Genomic DNA, 16,257 nt, shown 5'->3' with positions numbered 1-16,257 from the left:
CGCGCCCGGTCAGTGGGTGAGGACGACCTTGACGACGACCACCGTCGTCGCGACGGCGGTCAGCAGGAGTGCCGTGAAAATGGTCGAGCGGCCGGGTCTGGCGCCTTTGAGCCGTTCGATGACGAAGACGATGCCGCCGATGCGGACGAGCATCGCCACCTCGGCGACGATCTGTGCGGTGCGGGGTTCGAGCCAGTCGACGGCGGCGGCCGCCAGGATGATCGACGGCAGCACCGCGGAGCTGAGAATCGGCACCGAATCGCGCAGTTCCTCCCACCGCTGCCGCGGCGTGAGCGCGCGGTTCTCCCGCACGGCCTGGCCGACGCCCTCGGCGAAGGCGTGCGCGACGAAGGTGGACAGCGCGGTGCCGACGACCACGAGGATTCCGACGTGCTCCTCGGTGGTGGTCACCGGGATCAGCGCGGCGAGGATGAGGATGTTGCCGTAGACGTAGGCGCTGATCCGGCTGGCGGCATTGCTGCGGTCCAGCGGATCGCGCCGGGAGAACAGGGGACCGTGGAGCAGTGCGTTGCGGCTGCCGTCCATGAGTCTCCCGTTTCTGATCGTCCGGTGCGGGGCGCGGCCATGGGTCGGGCACGGGTGGGGCAGGCGGGCCGCCGCGAACAACCCTAGGACATCGGTGACCTGCCCACCTGGCGGTGCGGCGCGTTCGTCTGGTTTGCTCTGGCAGAGCCGGGCATTCGCGCCCGGCGCGTGCGCGAGTGTAGTGCCCGGCGACAGGTGGAACGCGAGGTCAGGTTATGGGGTTCGGGGACGGCGGTCCGGCAGGGGAGCCGCGCGGCGTGACCGGAGTGGCCCTGTGGGTCGGTGTGCTGTGGGGTGCGCTGGTGGCCGTGCTCACCGCACCGCTTGCCGCGGCGGTGGTGGCGAGCGTCTATCGGTTCCCGATTCCGTTCGGTGAGTACGCCGAAGGACTTCACGAGGCGGTGAACGCCGCGCTGGCCGCGGTGTTCTATCTCGTGATGGGCGGCGGCATGTTGCTGGCCGTGCTCGGTGGTGTGGCGGGGTTGATGATCGTGCGCGCGCACGGCCGGCGGCTCGGGCGTTCGCTGGCGCTCACCTTCGCGGCGGGGTTCGGGCTGGCGGTGCTGGGCGCGTTCGCGCTCGCCCTGCTCGAGCACGTCATCGGCCCGTGGTGACGAGCCCCGTAATGACCGCCGGTCCGGTCAATCCGCCGTCGTAAGTGGTTCGCGCAGTTCGCGTTTGAGTAGTTTTCCGCTCTGGTTGCGGGGCAGCGACTCGGCGAATCGAATATTCTTGGGCACCTTGAAGGGTGCGATCAGCTCCTTGACGTGCGCGATCAGCGCATCGGCCGTCGTCTCGCGGCCCTCGTGCAGCACCACGACAGCGGTGACGGCCTCGATCCACTTCTCGTCCGGGGTGCCGATGACCGCGACCTCGGCGACGGCGGGATGGGTGTAGAGGGCGTCTTCGACCTCGCGGGAGGCGACGAGAATACCGCCGGTGTTGATGACGTCCCTGATCCGGTCGACGACGGTGATGTACCCGTCGGCATCCCGCGTCACCAGGTCGCCGGAGTGGAACCACCCGTCGCGGAAGGCTTCCGCGGTCGCCTCGGGATTGTCCCAGTACCCCCGGCACAGCTGTGGCGAGCGATAGAGGACCTCTCCCGGCGCGCCGGGGCCGACATCGTTGCCGTCGGCGTCGACCACACGAGTTTCCACGAAGAACACCGCCCGCCCGCACGACGACGGCCGCTCGGCATGTTCCTCCGGGCGCAGCACCGTGGCCAGCGGCCCGATCTCCGACTGTCCGAAGCAGTTGTAGAAGCCGAGGTCGGGATAGCGTTCCCGCAGCCTGTTCAGCACGGTCACCGGCATGATCGAGGCGCCGTACTGGGCCTTGCGCAGCGACGACAGGTCGCGGCGTTCCAGGTCGGGGTGGTTGGACAGCGGCACCCAGACGGTCGGGGCGAGGAACAGCGAACCGATCCGGTCCTGTTCGACCCGGCGCAGAATCTCCGGGATATCCGGGGTGGCCATGAGGTGCACGGTCGCGCCGACCGCCAGGTAGGGCAGCATGAACACGTGCATGCCCGCCGAGTGGTACAGCGGCATGGCGACGAGCGGATTGTCGTTCGCACGCAGGTCCAGCGCGATCACCGACGAGACGTACTCGAAGACGAGCGCCTCATGAGTCATCATGGCGCCCTTGGGTTTCGACGTCGTGCCCGAGGTGTAGAGCAGTTGGGCCAGATCGGTGGCGGACGCCCGGGACGAGAAGTCCGAGACCTCGTCCGCGGCGTCGGCGACCTCCCGCAGCGATCCGTCGGCATCGCGCAGGGGTACCACGTAGTCGACCGCGGTGAGTTCGCCCCGCACCTGATCGAGCGTGCCGATCAGCGCGGGATCGGCCAGGACGGCCCGCGCGCCCGACTGGGAGACCAGGTAGCTCAGCTCCCCGCCCTTCAGGGCGTAGTTCACCGGTACGTGCACCAGGCCTGCCCGCGCGCAGGCCAGGAAGCCGATCACGTACGCGTCGGAATTGGTGCCGTAGGCGGCGACCCGATCGCCCGCGGCCAGGCCGAGGCCGAGCAGATGGGCCGCCGCCCGGGTGACCGCGGCGTCGAGTTCCCGGTAAGTGTAGGCCCGGCCTTCGAATGTCAGCGCGGTGCGGCCCGGGACCTTCGCCGCCGAGCGGTGCAGCACGCCGTCGATGGTGTGCGTGCGGGGATCGAGACTCATAGGCCGGAGATTATAGGACGTCCAACTAGTTTGGTGGGGAATTCGCGAGCCGTTCTGCCGGTCTAGCCGGCGAACCGGCTCCCTGGGCGTACATTCGTGTCCGTGGCGCCTGCCCGTCACGGCTCGCGTCCATGACACGGAACCGGCTGTGAGGAGGCGAGATGGCGCAGGACAAGCGCGAGGTGTTCCGGGCTCTGGTGGAACGGATTCGCGACGGCGACGGCAGCACCCCACGGGAGCAACGGGCGCAAGCCTTCGGAAACGCCGGACCGCCACCGCTGCGTGAACTCGTCGACAAGGTCGCGACCCGCCCGACCGAGGTGACCGATGCCGACTTCGCGGCGGCGCGGGCATCGGGATTCGGCGAGGACGAACTCGTCGAACTGGTCATCGCCGCCGCGGTCGGGCAGTCCGCACGGCAGTACGACGCCGGGCTCGCGGCGCTGGCCGAAGCGGCCGGGGAGCGTGGCTGATGCGGCCGGACATCCTGAACCACGGCTATCGCCCCGGAACCAAACTCCTGTTCAAGGCGATCCGAGTGTTCTCCGGTCAGCCGCTGCCCGATGCCGCGAAGCTGGTGTTCTATCGTCCGGATTTCTACGGCACGCGAGCGAAGGCGTTCACCCACGCGGCGATGCGCGGACCCTCCGAATGGTCGGTCGCCGACCGGGAGCTGATGGCCGCGTACGTGTCGAAGGTCAACGACTCCGCGTTCTGCATCGGTGCCCACAGCGCGACCGCGAGGCGCGCGTATGCCGACGAGGCGAAAGTTCGTGCGGTGCTCGACGATCCGGACTCCGCGTCGATCGACGCGGGCCTGCGCGCGACGCTGCTGCTCCTGGGCAAGCTGACCCGCGACGGGGAGGTCGATGCCGACGACGTCCGAAAGGTCCTGTCCGCCGGAGTGTCGCCACAACAGGTCGAGGACGCCTTGGCGGTCTGCGCCGCCTTCAACACGACCAACCGGCTCGCGGACGCCTTCGGATTCGACGTCCTGGGTCCGGATGGTTTCGACGCGGGCGCGAAATACCTGCTGAAGCGAGGCTATCGGTAGCGAGGGGGAGTGGTCCGCGGATGTCTGTCCGGTGGAAATCTAGAACAAGTTCTCGCAATGGGTAGACAGTTTTGGTAAGTTGTCTACTAGTTCACGAGGGTTTCGCCGTGCCGTCGATTCGGTTGCGACAAACCTTGTGTCACAACCGAATCGCACTGGAACGCCAGCTCCGACCGAGGGGAAGACCATGGCCATCGTCCACCCACTGCCGACGACCGAGGGTGACCGGCGCACGCTGGCGCTGGACAGTCCGGTGGATCGCCGGCGCATCGGCGAACTCGAGGTGGACACCACCGCCGAGGTGCAGAGCGCGGTCGCGCGCGCCCGCGTCGCCCAGCCCGCGTGGGCCGCCCGCAGCATCACCGAGCGCGCCGAGATCGTGCGCGCCGCCATCGGTGTGATCGTCGCCCGGCGCGCGGAGATCGCCGAGACCATTCGCACCGAGACCGGTAAGCCGGAGGCCGAGGCGCTCGGCGTCGAGATCGTGCCCGCCTGCGACTTCCTCAACTACTGGACCGCGCGCGCCCGGCGTGATCTGCGCTCGCACCGGCAGCGGCTGCACGGTTATCTGAAACCGATGAAGAAGCTGTACATGCAGTATCAGCCGCTCGGCGTGATCGGCGTCGTGACGCCGTGGAACGCGCCGTTCGTGCTGTCGCTCAATCCGGTGGTGCAGGCGCTGGTCGCCGGCAACACCGTGGTGTTCAAACCGTCCGAGGTGACGCCTCGTTCGGGGGAATGGGTGGCGCGGGTGCTGCACGAGGCGGGGGTGCCGGAGGATGTCGTGCAGGTGCTGCACGGCGACGGCGAAACCGGTGCGGCACTGGTCGATTCGGATATCGACAAGGTGTGCTTCACCGGCAGCGTCGGCACCGGCCGCAAGATCGCGGCCGCCTGCGCGACCCGCTTGCTGCCGTGCACCCTGGAGCTGGGCGGCAAGGACGCCATGATCGTCTGCGCGGACGCCGATCTCGAGCGCGCCGCCGCCGGCGCGGTGTATCTGTCGATGTTCAACACCGGCCAGGTCTGCATGAGCGTGGAACGCATCTACGTGGTCGACAGCGTCGCGGACGAGTTCATCCGGCTGGTCACCGAGAAGGCGGCGGGGGTCACCTACGGTCCCGGCGACACCGATATGGGCCCGCTGTTCTGGGATCGCCAGCGCGACATCGTGATCCGGCACATCGACGACGCGAAGGCCAAGGGCGCCGACATCGTGGTGGGCGGCGCGGCCGACACCGGCGAGGGCCTGTACTTCCAGCCCACCGTCGTCGTCGGCGCGCACCACGACATGGACTTGATGACCGAGGAGACGTTCGGTCCGATCACCACCATCATGCGGGTCCGTGACGAGGACGAGGCCATCCGGCTGGCCAACGACTGCAAATACGGGCTCAGCGGCTCGGTGTTCACCAAGGACGCCGCCAAGGCCCGGCGCATCGCGGCCCAGCTCACCACGGGTTCGGTCGTGCACAACGACGCGGCCGTCATCTACGGTGTGCCCGAGGCGCCCTTCGGCGGGCGCAAGGACAGCGGCGTCGGCCAGGTCAACGGCCCGGGCGCACTGCGCAGCTTCACCCATGCCCAGCCGGTCCTGATCGACCGCTGGCAGTCCAAGCAGGAAAGCATCTGGTACCCCTACTCGGAGAAGACCATTCGCAACCTCGACGGTCTCATCCGCTACGGGTTCGGCAACAAGATCCTGCGCAAACTGCTGTCCTGACGGTCGCGCTCACGCCGCGGCCGGGCCGGGCAACAGGGCGAGCAGATTGTGGACCAGCGCTCGCTCGTCGCCGGCGCGGTGCGCGGTGTAAATGGTTGTGTCCGCGTCGGTTTCGGTCAGCGGGATGATCCGCGCCGAAGCCGGCGCCGTGAAGGTGGCGCTGCGCGGCGCGACCGTGATGCCGAGGCCCGCGGCCACCAGATAGAGAATGATGGTCCAGTTGGTGGCCTCCTGCACGATGCGCGGGCGGCGGCCCGATCGCAGTAGGGGAGCCAGGTTCCGGTCGTGGGCCAGAGAGCCTGCGGCGCGCGGGAAGAAGACCATCGGGTGATCGACCAGCTCGGCCCCGGTGACGGAATCGCGTCCGGCCAGCGGATGGTCGTCGGGCACCACCGCGACGAACGGCTCGGTCATGAGCGGCGTGATGGTGGTGCCCGGCCGTGGGTCGGGATCGCGCACGATCGCGAGGTCCAGGGCGCCGTTGGCGAGCCGCTCCATCAGATGGCTGGTGAACCCCTCGACCAGGTCGACCTCGACGAGCGGATAGCGGTCGCGAAACGCGCGCACCCCGCGCAGGGGTTCGAGCGGCAGTACCGACGGCACGAAGCCCAGGTAGAGCGTTCCCTGCCCGCCCTGCCCGATCCGCGCGACCTCGGCCAGATCGCGTTGTGCGTGCCCGAGCAGGGCCTCGGCGCGATCACGCAGGACGGAGCCGGCGGGAGTCAGGGCCACCGTGCGCGAGGTGCGATCGAACAGCCGGGCGCCGAGCAGCGTCTCGAGCCGCCGGATCTGCTGGGTCAGGGCGGGCTGGGCGATGTGCAGCCGGGCCGCGGCACGGCCGAAATGCAATTCCTCCGCGACCGCCAGGAAGTAGCGAAGGTGCCGCAGCTCTACCCCGTCCACAGGCCGCCATCCATAAGTTCACGATATCAATCGGAGCTATCGAATATTGGACGCTATGGGTTCCGGCGCGCATCCTGGTGACGTGATTCTCGTCGAACCGATGTCCGGGCCGGCCGACGCCGCCGCCTTCGAAGAACTCAATCTGGAATGGATCACCGCTCTGTTCGGCGTCGAACCGGCCGACCTCGCCACCCTCGGCAATCCGCAGCGGATCGTGACCGACGGCGGGCAGGTGCTGATCGCGCGCGACGGTGACGACCGCGTCGGGTGCGTCGCGCTGGTCGCGGAGGATCCGGGCGTCTTCGAAATCTCGAAGATGGCGGTCGCGCCGCGGGTGCGGGGCCGGGGCATCGGCCGTCTGCTGCTGAACGCCGCCATCGACCACGCTCGCGCATGCGGCGCGACCTCGCTGTTCCTGGCGAGCAACGGGCGCCTGGCCGACGCCGTGCACCTGTACGAATCGGTGGGATTCGTCCATGTGCCGCCGGAGCAGCTGCGGCCCATTCCCTACGATCGTGCCGATGTGTTCATGAAATTCGATCTGGCGGAACAGGTTTCGTCCGTCTGAACCGCCGGTGGCCGTTCCGGAATCCGGTGATCAGTTGATCGGCGGACGCCCCTGCACGTCCACGCCCGAGCCGTTCCAGTGGAACGACACCGTCGTCGAGGTCCCGTCGGGGCAGGCGTTGCAGCTACCGGGCGTCTTGTAGGTCAATACGACGGTGTCGTCGGTACCGGCTGCGGTGTCGATCGTGGTGAACGCCTGGGCTTTCGGCGTGGCGGTGCCGACGTAGTCGCCCTTGTGGAACAGCAGCGCGTGCTCCGGTGAGCTCGCGGTGGCGCGCTGAATCGTGACCACCACGACCGACAGTGTCGAACACCGGTTGTAGGTGCCGCGCAGTGCGGGCGGGTTGTCGTTCCATGCCCAGGTGTCACCGCCACCGGCGTCGTAGGGCGCCACGGTGGCGACGGCCCGGCGAATCTCCGGCGCCGAGAGGTCGGTCGCGCAGTCCGCCGAACCGGACGTCGTGACGGGGGAAACGGTTCCCTGCGTGGTGGGCGCCACCCGCGTCGGCGACACTGCCGCCGAGGTAGCGGAACTCGCAGTGGCGGAGGCGTTTTCGGGCCCACTGCCACATCCGGTCGATAAGGCGAGAGCCACGCAGACAATTACCGGCAGACAGGCCCGCTGGAGTTGCCGGCGCGGGAGGCGAGAGGTGGCGGAGCGTTGCGCGGCGACGGTCATCTGTCGAGTGTGGCGGATCAACGCGATGAGTCCCTTCGTTTTCCGAGCGAACGGTGACCCCAGTTCTCGGGTCAAGCAACTGGAACCTGCCGGGCGGCCCGGCAACTGCGTAGCGTGTCCACACACACGTCGCCGGGGACGGCGATGCCGTCGGCTTCTGCAGAACAGGAAGACATCGTGTCCGAATTGTCGCCGGTTCCGGCCTGTCTCGCCCACGCGATCGCCGATCGCACAGCGCCCGCCGCTGCCCCGGAACCACGGCCGCGGCTCAGTGCCAGAGAAGTGGAAGTACTGCTCGCGTGGATCCTCGGGGAGACCAAAGGCGAGGTCTGCCGCACACTGTTCATCGCGCCCGGAACGGTCAACACGCACCTCGCCCGGATCCGGGAGAAGTACCGCGCCGCCGGTCGGCCGGCGCCGACGAAGGCCGCGCTGCTGGCACGCGCGCTGCAGGACGGGTATCTGAACCTCGACGACATCTGAGGTCGCGGTTACGGATCGGGCCGCGGCGCCGGGCATGCCGGGGTATCGATCTCGATCCGGCGGATGCCGGAGCGGGGATCGTTGACGACGATGGTGGCCAGAATCGCTCTGTGCGGCGCCAGGATTCGAACGTGAGCCGTCCCGGCGGACGCGGTGGTCAGCTCCGCGGCGACGGTACCGAGTATCCGTCGGCGGGTGGCGGCGGGAAGGTCGTCGAGGCCGTGGTCGTCGATCAGGACGACGTCGACGCCGCGCAACCGCGCGTGGCGCGCTGCTGTCGTGACCGGTTCGGTGGCCAGCGCGGGGGCTCGCAGCGTATCGCGCAGATGTGCCTCGATCAGCCGGCAGTCCTCGCGGGTGCGCTCGTCGAGGGGCTGGGGGCCCGCGATTCGTTCGAGGATGGGGCGGACCATATCGTCCAGGCGCTGGATCTGGGCTCGTCGTTCGTCGAGGGCGGCGGCCGCGGCGGCTTCGGAGCCCACCTGCCGCGTCGACTCCTCCCGCAACCGGAAGATGGCCCGGGCCGCCGGGCGCAGGGTGTAGGCGAAGAAGGTCGCCATCATCAGCGGGCCCAGGTTGATCACCGAAATCGCCACGCCGTGACCCAATCCCTGTCCGCTCTGCCACGACCACACGGCGGAGGTGGCGATCAGTGACAGCAGACCGGCCCACGCGGCTCCCGTGCGTCCGCGCACGCACATGAAGGTCGCGGTCACGGTGCCGGCCCCGAACGACCACAGTTGCGCGACCGAGGTCGGGGGGATCGGCAGGTTGAACAGGGTCAGAGCGGCTGTCGCCGGAATCGAGGCGGCCAGCGCGGCGGTGGCGGGCAGGGGCAGCGGATCGGGGCGGATGCGCAACAGTGCCGCGGTCGCCGCGGCGGTGATGGCCAATCCGGTCGGTACCGGCCACAGGTGGCGGGTCTGTTGTGCGGACGAAAGGCTCAGTGCCGCTTCCGACATCAGGTAGAAGGCCGCGATCAGCCAGGCCGGCCGGGTGTCCATGCCGAGCAGGGTGCGAGCATCGCGCACCGGGCCGGTGGCGGCGCTCATCGCTCGTCCGCCTGCCAGGACAGGTGAATCCGGGTGCCCGCGCCCGGACGGCTCCGCACCTCGACGTCGCCACCGGGCAGGCGGCGCACCCGCTCCACGATGCTGACGGCCAGCCCGAGGCGGTGGGCCGGAACCTTCGCCGGATCGAATCCGCGGCCGTCGTCGGCCGCGGTGACCTCGATCCGGCCGTCGGCGAATCCCAGGGTCACCGTGCGGGCGGCGTGTGCTCCGGCGTGAATGACGCTGTTGCGCACCGCTTCCGCGACGGCGGCACCGAGGATCTGTATCGGTTCGGCGGGGAAGTAGCGGTCGCCGGTGGCCGCGTCCTCGCTCACCGTGACCGGCAGCCGGTCGTCGACATCGGCGACCGCGGTGCGAATGTGCGCGGCGGCCGTCGACGCCGTAAAGCCCTGCGCGCCTTCGGAACCCACGTCGCCGAGCTTGGCCAGCGCCATTTCGGCCTGGTGGCGCACCTCCGACCGCCGCGTTCCCCGCGCGGCCGCCAGCAACGTCGACATCACCCAATCGTGCAGCAGGGCGTTGAAGCGGGCGCGTTGCACGGTGCGCGCGGTGGCTGCCGCGGCGGCGGCCGCGGCCTCGTGGGCTTCGGTCCTGGTCGCGTCCAGAATCCGTCCGGTGCGCATCGCCATCAGCCCGGCGGCGACGAAGAGCAGGCAGAAGCTGATCGCGAACATCAGGTCCGGGACGAAGCGGCCGTTGTGGCCGGGCGCCCGGCAGACATGGTTGACGATCTGGACCGGAACCACCGCCGCGAGCAGGACGGCCACCGTCCGGCCCGCCGGCCAGACCAGCGCCGCGGACAGTCCGGCCAGGCCGGGAATGGTGGAGATCCACGCATCGGCCTGCAGCAGTTCGCCGTTCCACGCCACGGGCCACAGGACTGCCGCGACCACGAAACCGAGCGCGGTGACGGCGGCGGTCGCGCGGACCCACCGGAGGTCGGAATGAAACGAGAACGGGCCCATCACGATCGCCGGGCCGTAGACGATGCCCACCGCGAGCACGGTCCACCAGAGGGCCAGATCGCCGGCTTGGCTGGAGATGGTCGCGGCCATCAGGAACAGATAGGCCACATAACCGGAGGAGAGGAAGCGGGCGAACAACCGGGTGATGCGGTCCTCGGCCGGGCCTGCCGTCGTCCGCGGGTGACCGGCGTCCGGAGCTACCGGCGTCGACGTGGTATCGGCAGCCACCCGTCCTCCAGAGCGCGTTTGAACAGTTCGGTTTTGGTGCGCGACGGCCGCCCCGCCTCGGCGTACTTCTGCCGGATCCGGGCCAGATAGGCATTGACGGTGTCTTCGGTGAGGCTGGTGAGCCGCGCGACGCGGGCCGCCGATTCGCCCGAGGCGTACAGGGCGAGCACGTCGCGCTGGCGAGGGCTGAGGGTGACCGTGGTGAAGTTCTCGTCGGAGTCGATGGCGACCGCCCACTCCGTCGTCGGCACCTGGCGCCCGGCCGCGGCGTCGCGCACCGCGGCGGCGACCACCTCGTCGCGTTCGGATTTCCGCACGACTCCGAGAACACCGGCCCGGGCGGCGGCGCGCACCAGGAACGGTTCGTCGCCGGAGGTGAATACGAGGGTTTCGATGCCGGCGGCCCGCAGTTGCTCGATATTGGTGGCGGGGGAGGAACCGTCGGGTAGTCGCAGATCGAGGACGACGAGCGCCAGATCCGTTGTGAAGGAGAGCAATTCCGCTACCGACGCGCCCGTGGCCGCGATGGTGACGGTGGGCTCACCGGCGAGTATCTGGCGCAGACCGGCGATGGTGACCTGGTGGTCCTCGACGACACCGATGCGATAGGGGTCCCCGGCCGCGACATTCTCCCGCATCATGCCCCCTCCTGTTGCCGACCCGCGCCCGGCTGTGCCGGTCTCGGCGCGCGAATCCGCCGACGAATGATGATTGTTATTCACTCCGCCGGGGTAATTCATTACGTCCGGCCGGTCGGACGGTCACGGACAATTGACCAGTTGTCGTGCGAAATGCCGACTGACGCACTCGCCGCGGCGGGGCAGACTGAGCGGTATCGGATGGCAGCGCCCCAGGTTCGAGGAAGGAGGCGTGGTGGTCGTGACGGCAGAACCGCGCCATGTACCCACGGTCACGGTGGATTTCGACGATCTCGCCGAGCTGATTCTCGCCGTGCACACGGTCGTCACCGATGTGCCGCGCCGCCTGCGCCGCCGGCACGACAACGTCGTCGACATCGTCGCGGCGACGCTCAGCGATATCCGCCCCTCGGACGCGGGACGCCGTCATCACCTCCTCCGCACCCCCGCGGCGGCCTTCGCGGTCACCCAGCGCGGGGAAACGATCGACGTCGTCATCGAGCGCGACGACACCCTCGTCAGCGCCGGCTTCTTCGACCAAACATCCTCGGCCCACACGGATTTCGCCGCCTGGCTCGCCGCCCACACCCACGACGCCCTCCAGGACCGCCACGTCCACTCGATCCTGTCCTGAGCGCTCCGGCGCCGACTGAGACGGCGAGGTCGCCGTTGTCCCTTACTGCCCAACGGGTTCACCGAACAGGTTCAGCATGAACGGGGCGATCTGTGAAGTCCATCATCCCCACTCGGGTACGTGGTCCCGAAGGTTCCGCTACCAGTAGCGGACCTGTTTCCCGTCGGTGTCGGTGATGAAGACGGTGGCGTCGGCGGTGTCGAGATCCGCGCGGCGTAGCGGGATGTGGCCGAGGACGATCGGTTCGCCCGTGGCGATCGCGGAGGGCAGGTACTCGCGCAATTCGCTTGTGGGAAAAAGGGTTCGACGCGTCGTCGCCCGTGCCAGCACGCCCTGGAGGGTGGCCGGATCGGCGGCGGGGGCGCCGTCGGTCGTCACGACCGTGTAGCGGGCTCCCAGGGCGAGGGCGACGAGGGCTCCGGCTCCGCCCCAGCCGGGCGCTTCCTCACCGGGGGAGTGCGCGCGCTGGAGGTGGGCATTGTGCGCGAAGACGAGACTCGGCCCGCGATGCCGCTCCCGCCCGACGATCGTCAGCAGATTCGCGGCCATCATCTCGGCGCGCAGGCTCAGCAGGTCGCCGAGGCGATCGGTGGATGGGGTCGCCATGGCCGCGTGATAACGCAGCAGACCCTGTGCGGTGCGGGCATGGTCGGCCGCCCGGTCGTAGCCGGACGGATCGGCCGGCCGCAGCCCCGGACCCGCGCGGTGCAGGGCACTGGCGAGGTCGTCGGCGACGATGCGCAGGGCACGGGCCCGGTCGGAATTGCCGATGGAGGCGGCCGGGTCGAACATGGCCGCCTCGTTCGTCCAGTCGGCGTCCGCACCGGCCAGGGCGTCGAGGTCGGCTGCCGACGCCGGTCGCAGCGCCGCGGGCAGAGAGTCGGCGACCGCGGCCAGCGCACGTCGCGGACTCGGTGCCGCGGAGATCTCCACCGGCGCGTCGAATCCGTAGCAGTGCACGCGATCCCCCGGCGACCGGCCGGTGTTGTAGGCGCGCAGCCATTCCACGAGTTCGCGATTGCCCGGTATCGCGCCGAAGCCGTGACTGAACCCGGTGGCGAGGACATCATCGATATCCGCGGTGGCGCCGCGGACGTAGTCGTCGACGCGGGCGGCGGCGAAGAAGTCGATCTCGAGCGCGATCGACCGGAATCCCCGCTGCACGAGGTGGGCCAGAATATCGTTGCGCAGCAACGGAAATGCCGCGATGCCGTGTGTCGGCTCACCGAGGCCGAGCAGGGCCGGGGCCCCAGGGCACGCGGCGAGCAGTTCGTCGAGGGTGCGGCCCAGGTTCACCGGGTCGTCGAGAGGACGGCCGATGGCACGCAGTGTGGTGGCAGTGGACATGGATACCCCTTTCCGGCAGCGAATACCTTCGACACTATCGTTGAAGGTTCGAGTGAAACTTCTGCCGAAGCGACCTGGAAAAACACCCGTAGAAGTCTCAAACGGAGGTACGTCCTGCGGCCCGTCGATCTCGCCCGCGAACACGGATTGTCCGCTCAGGCGATCCGCAATTACGACGAGGCGGGCATCCTGCCGCCGGCCGAGCGCAGCGACGCCGGGTATCGCCGCTACACCGTGCTGCACGCGGTGGCGTTGCGCGCATTCCTCGCCCTTCGCACCGGGCACGGACATCGGCGGGCCGCGGAGATCATGCGTTCGATCCATCGCGGCGACCTCGAATCGGCCTACCGGCTCATCGACGCCGCACATGTCGCGCTGCTGACCGAACGCGGCACTCGCACCGAAGTCGCCGCGGCCTTGAGCGGCCTGTCCGCCGCGCCCACACCGGTTCCCGGCCCGCCCCTGACCGTCGGCGAGCTCGCGCGCCGGCTCGGGGTACACCCGGCTACCTTGCGTACCTGGGAAACTCACGACATCCTGCGCCCCGAACGCGACCGCGTGACGGGCTATCGCCGGTACGGCCCGGACTGCGTGCGCGACGCCGAAATCGCCAGGCAACTGCGTCGCGGCGGCTATCTGCTCCCGCAGGTCGCGCAGTTCCTGGAGTCGTTGCGCGCGGCGGGCGGCGCGCAGGCGCTGAGTACCTTTCTCGATGCGTGGCAGGACCGCTTGATCACCCGCAGCCGACATCTCGTGACCGGCGCGGCTCGCCTCGACGAGTACCTGACGCAGATGGATCGGGTCCGGTAGCCGGTCCGGACAGGCGCGGCGCGCCGTAATGGGTTGTGGCGGTGGGGCGATGGGTACGTCAGGAACATGATCACACCCAAGGAGGCAGCGTGAAACGATGGATCGTGCGTACGTTGGCGATGGCCGGTGCGGCGGCGCCGCTGGCGTTCGGCGGCGTGGCCGGCGCCGACACTCCCGGGCCCGTGTACTTCTCCGCGGGGAGGTTGAACTGCTCGATCGCCGACGACGGCAGCGTGGGATGCGATCTCGCCGATCCGACGTGGATGTCCATCCAGCTCGGCGGCAATGTGTCGGTGCCGGTGCCCTTCCCGGTCCGCGAGGTCGTCATCGACGTGCCGTGGGCGCCCGCGCATCCGGGGTTCGATGCCGGGACTCCGCATACCCTGCCCGGCGGCAATCCGGACATCTCGACCTACGGCCAGAGCGCCGGGTCCGGGCCGACGGCCGGACCCGCGGTCTCCCACGCCGGGTCGACGTGTGCGGTCGGGTTCCACGGCAGCTTCTCCTGTGATGCGAAGGGCCACCACTTCTTCTACTACGAGCAGATCACCGGCAGCTGATTCCGCCGGCGAACCCCGGTGGCGCAATTCGCCCGCACTCCGCTGGACGGAAGCCGGACGGATTGCGCACCAGGGTTTTTCCGGGCCGATCAGATGCCGTGCAATTCGGGCAGTTCGCCGCCGGCCCAGCGCGCATAGGTGTGCTCGGGGGTCACCGTGATGACGTCGGTGATCGCGAGGAGATCGGCGGGGATCACCCGGTCGGCGAAGTGGTCGAGGCTCGGAACGACCACGGCCTCGGCATCGAGGCGCACCACCGCGTCGATCAACTGCTGGATCGGATCGATGGTGCGGTTGCTCAGTGCCACGGTCTTGCACAGGTTGTAGCCCAGACGCCCTGCCAGCCATCGGATTTGGGACTCGTCCCAATGCTGGTGCCGTCGCGAGACATCTCTGCGCAGATATCCGAGGGCAAGGAAGGTCATGTCGGTCCATCCTCGAGTCGACTACACGCGGGCGAACTCGGTGGCCAGGGAGCTTCAGTCTCAGCATCTTTCTGGCAAACTCGAGCTTAACGGCGTTTTTCGTGCCGTGACAAGCAGTGGCTGCGGCACCGGCGGCCGGGTGTCCGGTCGAGTTTGCTGAGGCGGAAATCGTTCCGCGCAGGTAGCGGCCATTTTTCGGCGCCCCGCCGAGTGTGCCGAAGATCAACGGGGACAGGCGTTCAGGGCACTTTCATCGCCGCCGCATGCCCTCTGCTCCGCAGGTGGCCTGGATGGGGAATGTCGACCCGAGGCGCCCGTCGACCCGCGAATCCGCAGTGCCGCGCCGATGTCGCGTCCAGCCCGAAACGTTCGGCGAATCATGTTTCCACGCACGTCATTTCGGAGCGAGATGGCGATTGGCATCCCTGCCGTGTCGTCTCCTCGCGCCGAAACACGCGTGGCCCCAGCACCGCACTGTGCTGGAGCCACGCGGAGGCCGACGATCTCGGCCGATCTCGGTCAGTCCCGGTCGTATGCCGGTTCCGAGGGGTCCGGTTCGGTGGCGTCGCTGCCGGAGGGCAGGTCGTAGCCGAGTCGCACATCGTGTTCGACCGCGCCGCCGGTGACCTCGACCCGGCCCTCGCGCGGCGGGTAGCCGCGAACCACCACGGTGTGGGTGCCTTCGGTCAGGTCGGTCACGGTGTAGCGGCCGTCGCCGTCGGTGCGGGCGGTGCCGAGTACCGCGCCGGTCTCGTCGAGCACCGTGACCAGGGCGTCGGGCACCGCCCGGTCGCCTGCCCGGACCGCGCCGGTGAGCACGGCCAGCGAGGTCAGTTCCACATCGTGGTGCAGGACGCCGCTGTCGGGCACGGTCAGCGTCATGGCGGCCGGGCGCAGATGCGCGGCCACCGCGACGAGTGTGTAGGTGCCGCCCACGACACCCGAGCACAGGTATCCGCCGTCGGCATCGGTGACCGCCGCGCCGACGACCTGGCCACGCAGATCGGTGAGAGTGACGGTCGCGTCGGGAACCGCTCGGCCCGCCGCGCGGACGAAGCCGGACAACTCACCCGAACCGTGCAGTGTGACGTCGAGGCGCTGCGGCCGGCCGTCGACCGAGACGGTGACCGCGGTCGGCTGCTGTCCGCGGGCCGACACGATCAGCACGTAGTTGCCGGGGGCCGGCGGATCGATCACGTACCCGCCCTGCGGATCACCGGTGGCCCGCGAGACCTGATGTCCCTGCTGATCGATGAGCGTCAACGCCACACCGTCGAGCGGATGACCGTCGGTGCGCAGCACGCGTCCGGTGATCGAACGCTGCGACCGGGCGGGCGGAGCCGCCGCGGACATCACCGCGGTGGCCGCGAGCGCGTGGCGACCGGCGGATACGCCATGTCCGTTGGTGGCCGGCCGGCCGGTTTCGGCCTCGGCGTCCGCAT

19 protein-coding genes are annotated in these 16,257 nt (G+C 69.2%); 9 read left to right on the top strand and 10 right to left on the bottom strand.

Annotated features, from left to right (window positions below):
* Positions 1 to 9 precede the first annotated feature (9 nt).
* On the bottom strand, positions 10 to 546 hold the full coding sequence (locus tag ACPCUW_RS09695) for a hypothetical protein (RefSeq protein WP_423424375.1): 537 nt from the start codon (positions 544 to 546) through the stop codon (positions 10 to 12).
* 257 nt (positions 547 to 803) lie between these two features.
* On the opposite strand from ACPCUW_RS09695, the gene ACPCUW_RS09690 reads away from it, so the two are divergent.
* Positions 804 to 1,160, top strand: coding sequence for a hypothetical protein (locus ACPCUW_RS09690; protein WP_064901375.1), 357 nt, complete (start codon positions 804 to 806; stop codon positions 1,158 to 1,160).
* 27 nt (positions 1,161 to 1,187) lie between these two features.
* On the opposite strand, the gene ACPCUW_RS09685 is transcribed toward ACPCUW_RS09690, so the two are convergent.
* A complete protein-coding gene (locus ACPCUW_RS09685) occupies positions 1,188 to 2,726 on the bottom strand; it encodes an acyl-CoA synthetase (protein WP_423424374.1) in 1,539 nt (512 codons plus the stop codon).
* A gap of 161 nt (positions 2,727 to 2,887) precedes the next feature.
* On the opposite strand from ACPCUW_RS09685, the gene ACPCUW_RS09680 reads away from it, so the two are divergent.
* The 3 genes from ACPCUW_RS09680 (at position 2,888) to ACPCUW_RS09670 (ending at position 5,503) form a co-directional block, all read left to right on the top strand.
* Positions 2,888 to 3,199 (top strand): hypothetical protein, encoded by a 312-nt coding sequence (locus tag ACPCUW_RS09680; RefSeq protein ID WP_195022363.1) that lies wholly within the window; start codon positions 2,888 to 2,890, stop codon positions 3,197 to 3,199.
* A complete protein-coding gene (locus ACPCUW_RS09675) occupies positions 3,199 to 3,780 on the top strand; it encodes a carboxymuconolactone decarboxylase family protein (RefSeq protein ID WP_064901369.1) in 582 nt (193 codons plus the stop codon). Before ACPCUW_RS09680 ends, ACPCUW_RS09675 begins: the two co-directional genes overlap by 1 nt.
* Positions 3,781 to 3,967: 187 nt before the next feature.
* Positions 3,968 to 5,503: an aldehyde dehydrogenase family protein gene (locus ACPCUW_RS09670; protein ID WP_423424373.1), complete on the top strand. Its 1,536-nt coding sequence runs from the start codon at positions 3,968 to 3,970 to the stop codon at positions 5,501 to 5,503.
* A 9-nt stretch (positions 5,504 to 5,512) separates the two neighbouring features.
* Here the strand turns inward: ACPCUW_RS09670 and ACPCUW_RS09665 are convergent, their stop codons facing one another.
* Positions 5,513 to 6,406: a LysR family transcriptional regulator gene (locus tag ACPCUW_RS09665; protein ID WP_423424372.1), complete on the bottom strand. Its 894-nt coding sequence runs from the start codon at positions 6,404 to 6,406 to the stop codon at positions 5,513 to 5,515.
* A gap of 82 nt (positions 6,407 to 6,488) precedes the next feature.
* On the opposite strand from ACPCUW_RS09665, the gene ACPCUW_RS09660 reads away from it, so the two are divergent.
* Complete coding sequence (locus ACPCUW_RS09660; RefSeq protein WP_227462961.1) at positions 6,489 to 6,974, top strand: GNAT family N-acetyltransferase; 486 nt, start codon at positions 6,489 to 6,491, stop codon at positions 6,972 to 6,974.
* A 30-nt stretch (positions 6,975 to 7,004) separates the two neighbouring features.
* On the opposite strand, the gene ACPCUW_RS09655 is transcribed toward ACPCUW_RS09660, so the two are convergent.
* On the bottom strand, positions 7,005 to 7,487 hold the full coding sequence (locus tag ACPCUW_RS09655) for an LppP/LprE family lipoprotein (protein WP_423424371.1): 483 nt from the start codon (positions 7,485 to 7,487) through the stop codon (positions 7,005 to 7,007).
* A gap of 342 nt (positions 7,488 to 7,829) precedes the next feature.
* Between ACPCUW_RS09655 and ACPCUW_RS09650 the strand changes: the two genes are divergently transcribed.
* Complete coding sequence (locus tag ACPCUW_RS09650; RefSeq protein ID WP_423424370.1) at positions 7,830 to 8,135, top strand: response regulator transcription factor; 306 nt, start codon at positions 7,830 to 7,832, stop codon at positions 8,133 to 8,135.
* 8 nt (positions 8,136 to 8,143) lie between these two features.
* Here ACPCUW_RS09650 and ACPCUW_RS09645 read toward each other — a convergent pair whose 3' ends face one another.
* Genes ACPCUW_RS09645 through ACPCUW_RS09635 form a run of 3 tightly spaced genes read right to left on the bottom strand, consistent with a single transcriptional unit; the run spans position 8,144 to position 11,042 of the window.
* Positions 8,144 to 9,187, bottom strand: coding sequence for a hypothetical protein (locus tag ACPCUW_RS09645; RefSeq protein ID WP_423424369.1), 1,044 nt, complete (start codon positions 9,185 to 9,187; stop codon positions 8,144 to 8,146).
* On the bottom strand, positions 9,184 to 10,401 hold the full coding sequence (locus ACPCUW_RS09640) for a sensor histidine kinase (protein ID WP_423424368.1): 1,218 nt from the start codon (positions 10,399 to 10,401) through the stop codon (positions 9,184 to 9,186). The genes ACPCUW_RS09645 and ACPCUW_RS09640 overlap by 4 nt, the downstream gene beginning before the upstream one ends.
* Positions 10,371 to 11,042, bottom strand: a complete 672-nt coding sequence (locus ACPCUW_RS09635; RefSeq protein WP_423424367.1) for a LuxR C-terminal-related transcriptional regulator — start codon at positions 11,040 to 11,042, stop codon at positions 10,371 to 10,373. The genes ACPCUW_RS09640 and ACPCUW_RS09635 overlap by 31 nt, the downstream gene beginning before the upstream one ends.
* A 238-nt stretch (positions 11,043 to 11,280) precedes the next feature.
* Here ACPCUW_RS09635 and ACPCUW_RS09630 point away from each other — a divergent pair, with 238 nt between their 5' ends.
* Entirely contained in the window at positions 11,281 to 11,673 is a 393-nt protein-coding gene (locus ACPCUW_RS09630; protein ID WP_146098734.1) for a hypothetical protein, read from the top strand.
* A gap of 138 nt (positions 11,674 to 11,811) precedes the next feature.
* On the opposite strand, the gene ACPCUW_RS09625 is transcribed toward ACPCUW_RS09630, so the two are convergent.
* A complete protein-coding gene (locus tag ACPCUW_RS09625; protein WP_423424366.1) occupies positions 11,812 to 13,020 on the bottom strand; it encodes an erythromycin esterase family protein in 1,209 nt (402 codons plus the stop codon).
* 114 nt (positions 13,021 to 13,134) lie between these two features.
* Here ACPCUW_RS09625 and ACPCUW_RS09620 point away from each other — a divergent pair, with 114 nt between their 5' ends.
* Both ACPCUW_RS09620 and ACPCUW_RS09615 read left to right on the top strand, forming a co-directional pair.
* Positions 13,135 to 13,830 carry a MerR family transcriptional regulator gene (locus ACPCUW_RS09620; protein ID WP_423424498.1) on the top strand — a complete coding sequence of 232 codons (696 nt, stop codon included), beginning with the start codon at positions 13,135 to 13,137 and terminating at the stop codon, positions 13,828 to 13,830.
* Between the two features lie 89 nt (positions 13,831 to 13,919).
* A complete protein-coding gene (locus ACPCUW_RS09615) occupies positions 13,920 to 14,390 on the top strand; it encodes a hypothetical protein (protein ID WP_030513711.1) in 471 nt (156 codons plus the stop codon).
* Between the two features lie 89 nt (positions 14,391 to 14,479).
* Here ACPCUW_RS09615 and ACPCUW_RS09610 read toward each other — a convergent pair whose 3' ends face one another.
* Together ACPCUW_RS09610 and ACPCUW_RS09605 are read right to left on the bottom strand one after the other, a co-directional pair.
* Positions 14,480 to 14,815, bottom strand: a complete 336-nt coding sequence (locus tag ACPCUW_RS09610; RefSeq protein ID WP_063012843.1) for a hypothetical protein — start codon at positions 14,813 to 14,815, stop codon at positions 14,480 to 14,482.
* A 519-nt stretch (positions 14,816 to 15,334) separates the two neighbouring features.
* The gene (locus ACPCUW_RS09605) at positions 15,335 to 16,168 is read right to left on the bottom strand and encodes an MSCRAMM family protein (protein ID WP_423424496.1); all 834 of its coding nucleotides are present in this window, start codon (positions 16,166 to 16,168) and stop codon (positions 15,335 to 15,337) included.
* Positions 16,169 to 16,257 lie beyond the last annotated feature (89 nt).

This window comes from Nocardia sp. AB354 (assembly GCF_049538315.1).
Taxonomy (GTDB): domain Bacteria; phylum Actinomycetota; class Actinomycetes; order Mycobacteriales; family Mycobacteriaceae; genus Nocardia; species Nocardia nova.
The sequence above is the reverse complement of the archived record's forward strand: the minus strand, read 5'-3'. Positions and strand labels throughout refer to the sequence as shown.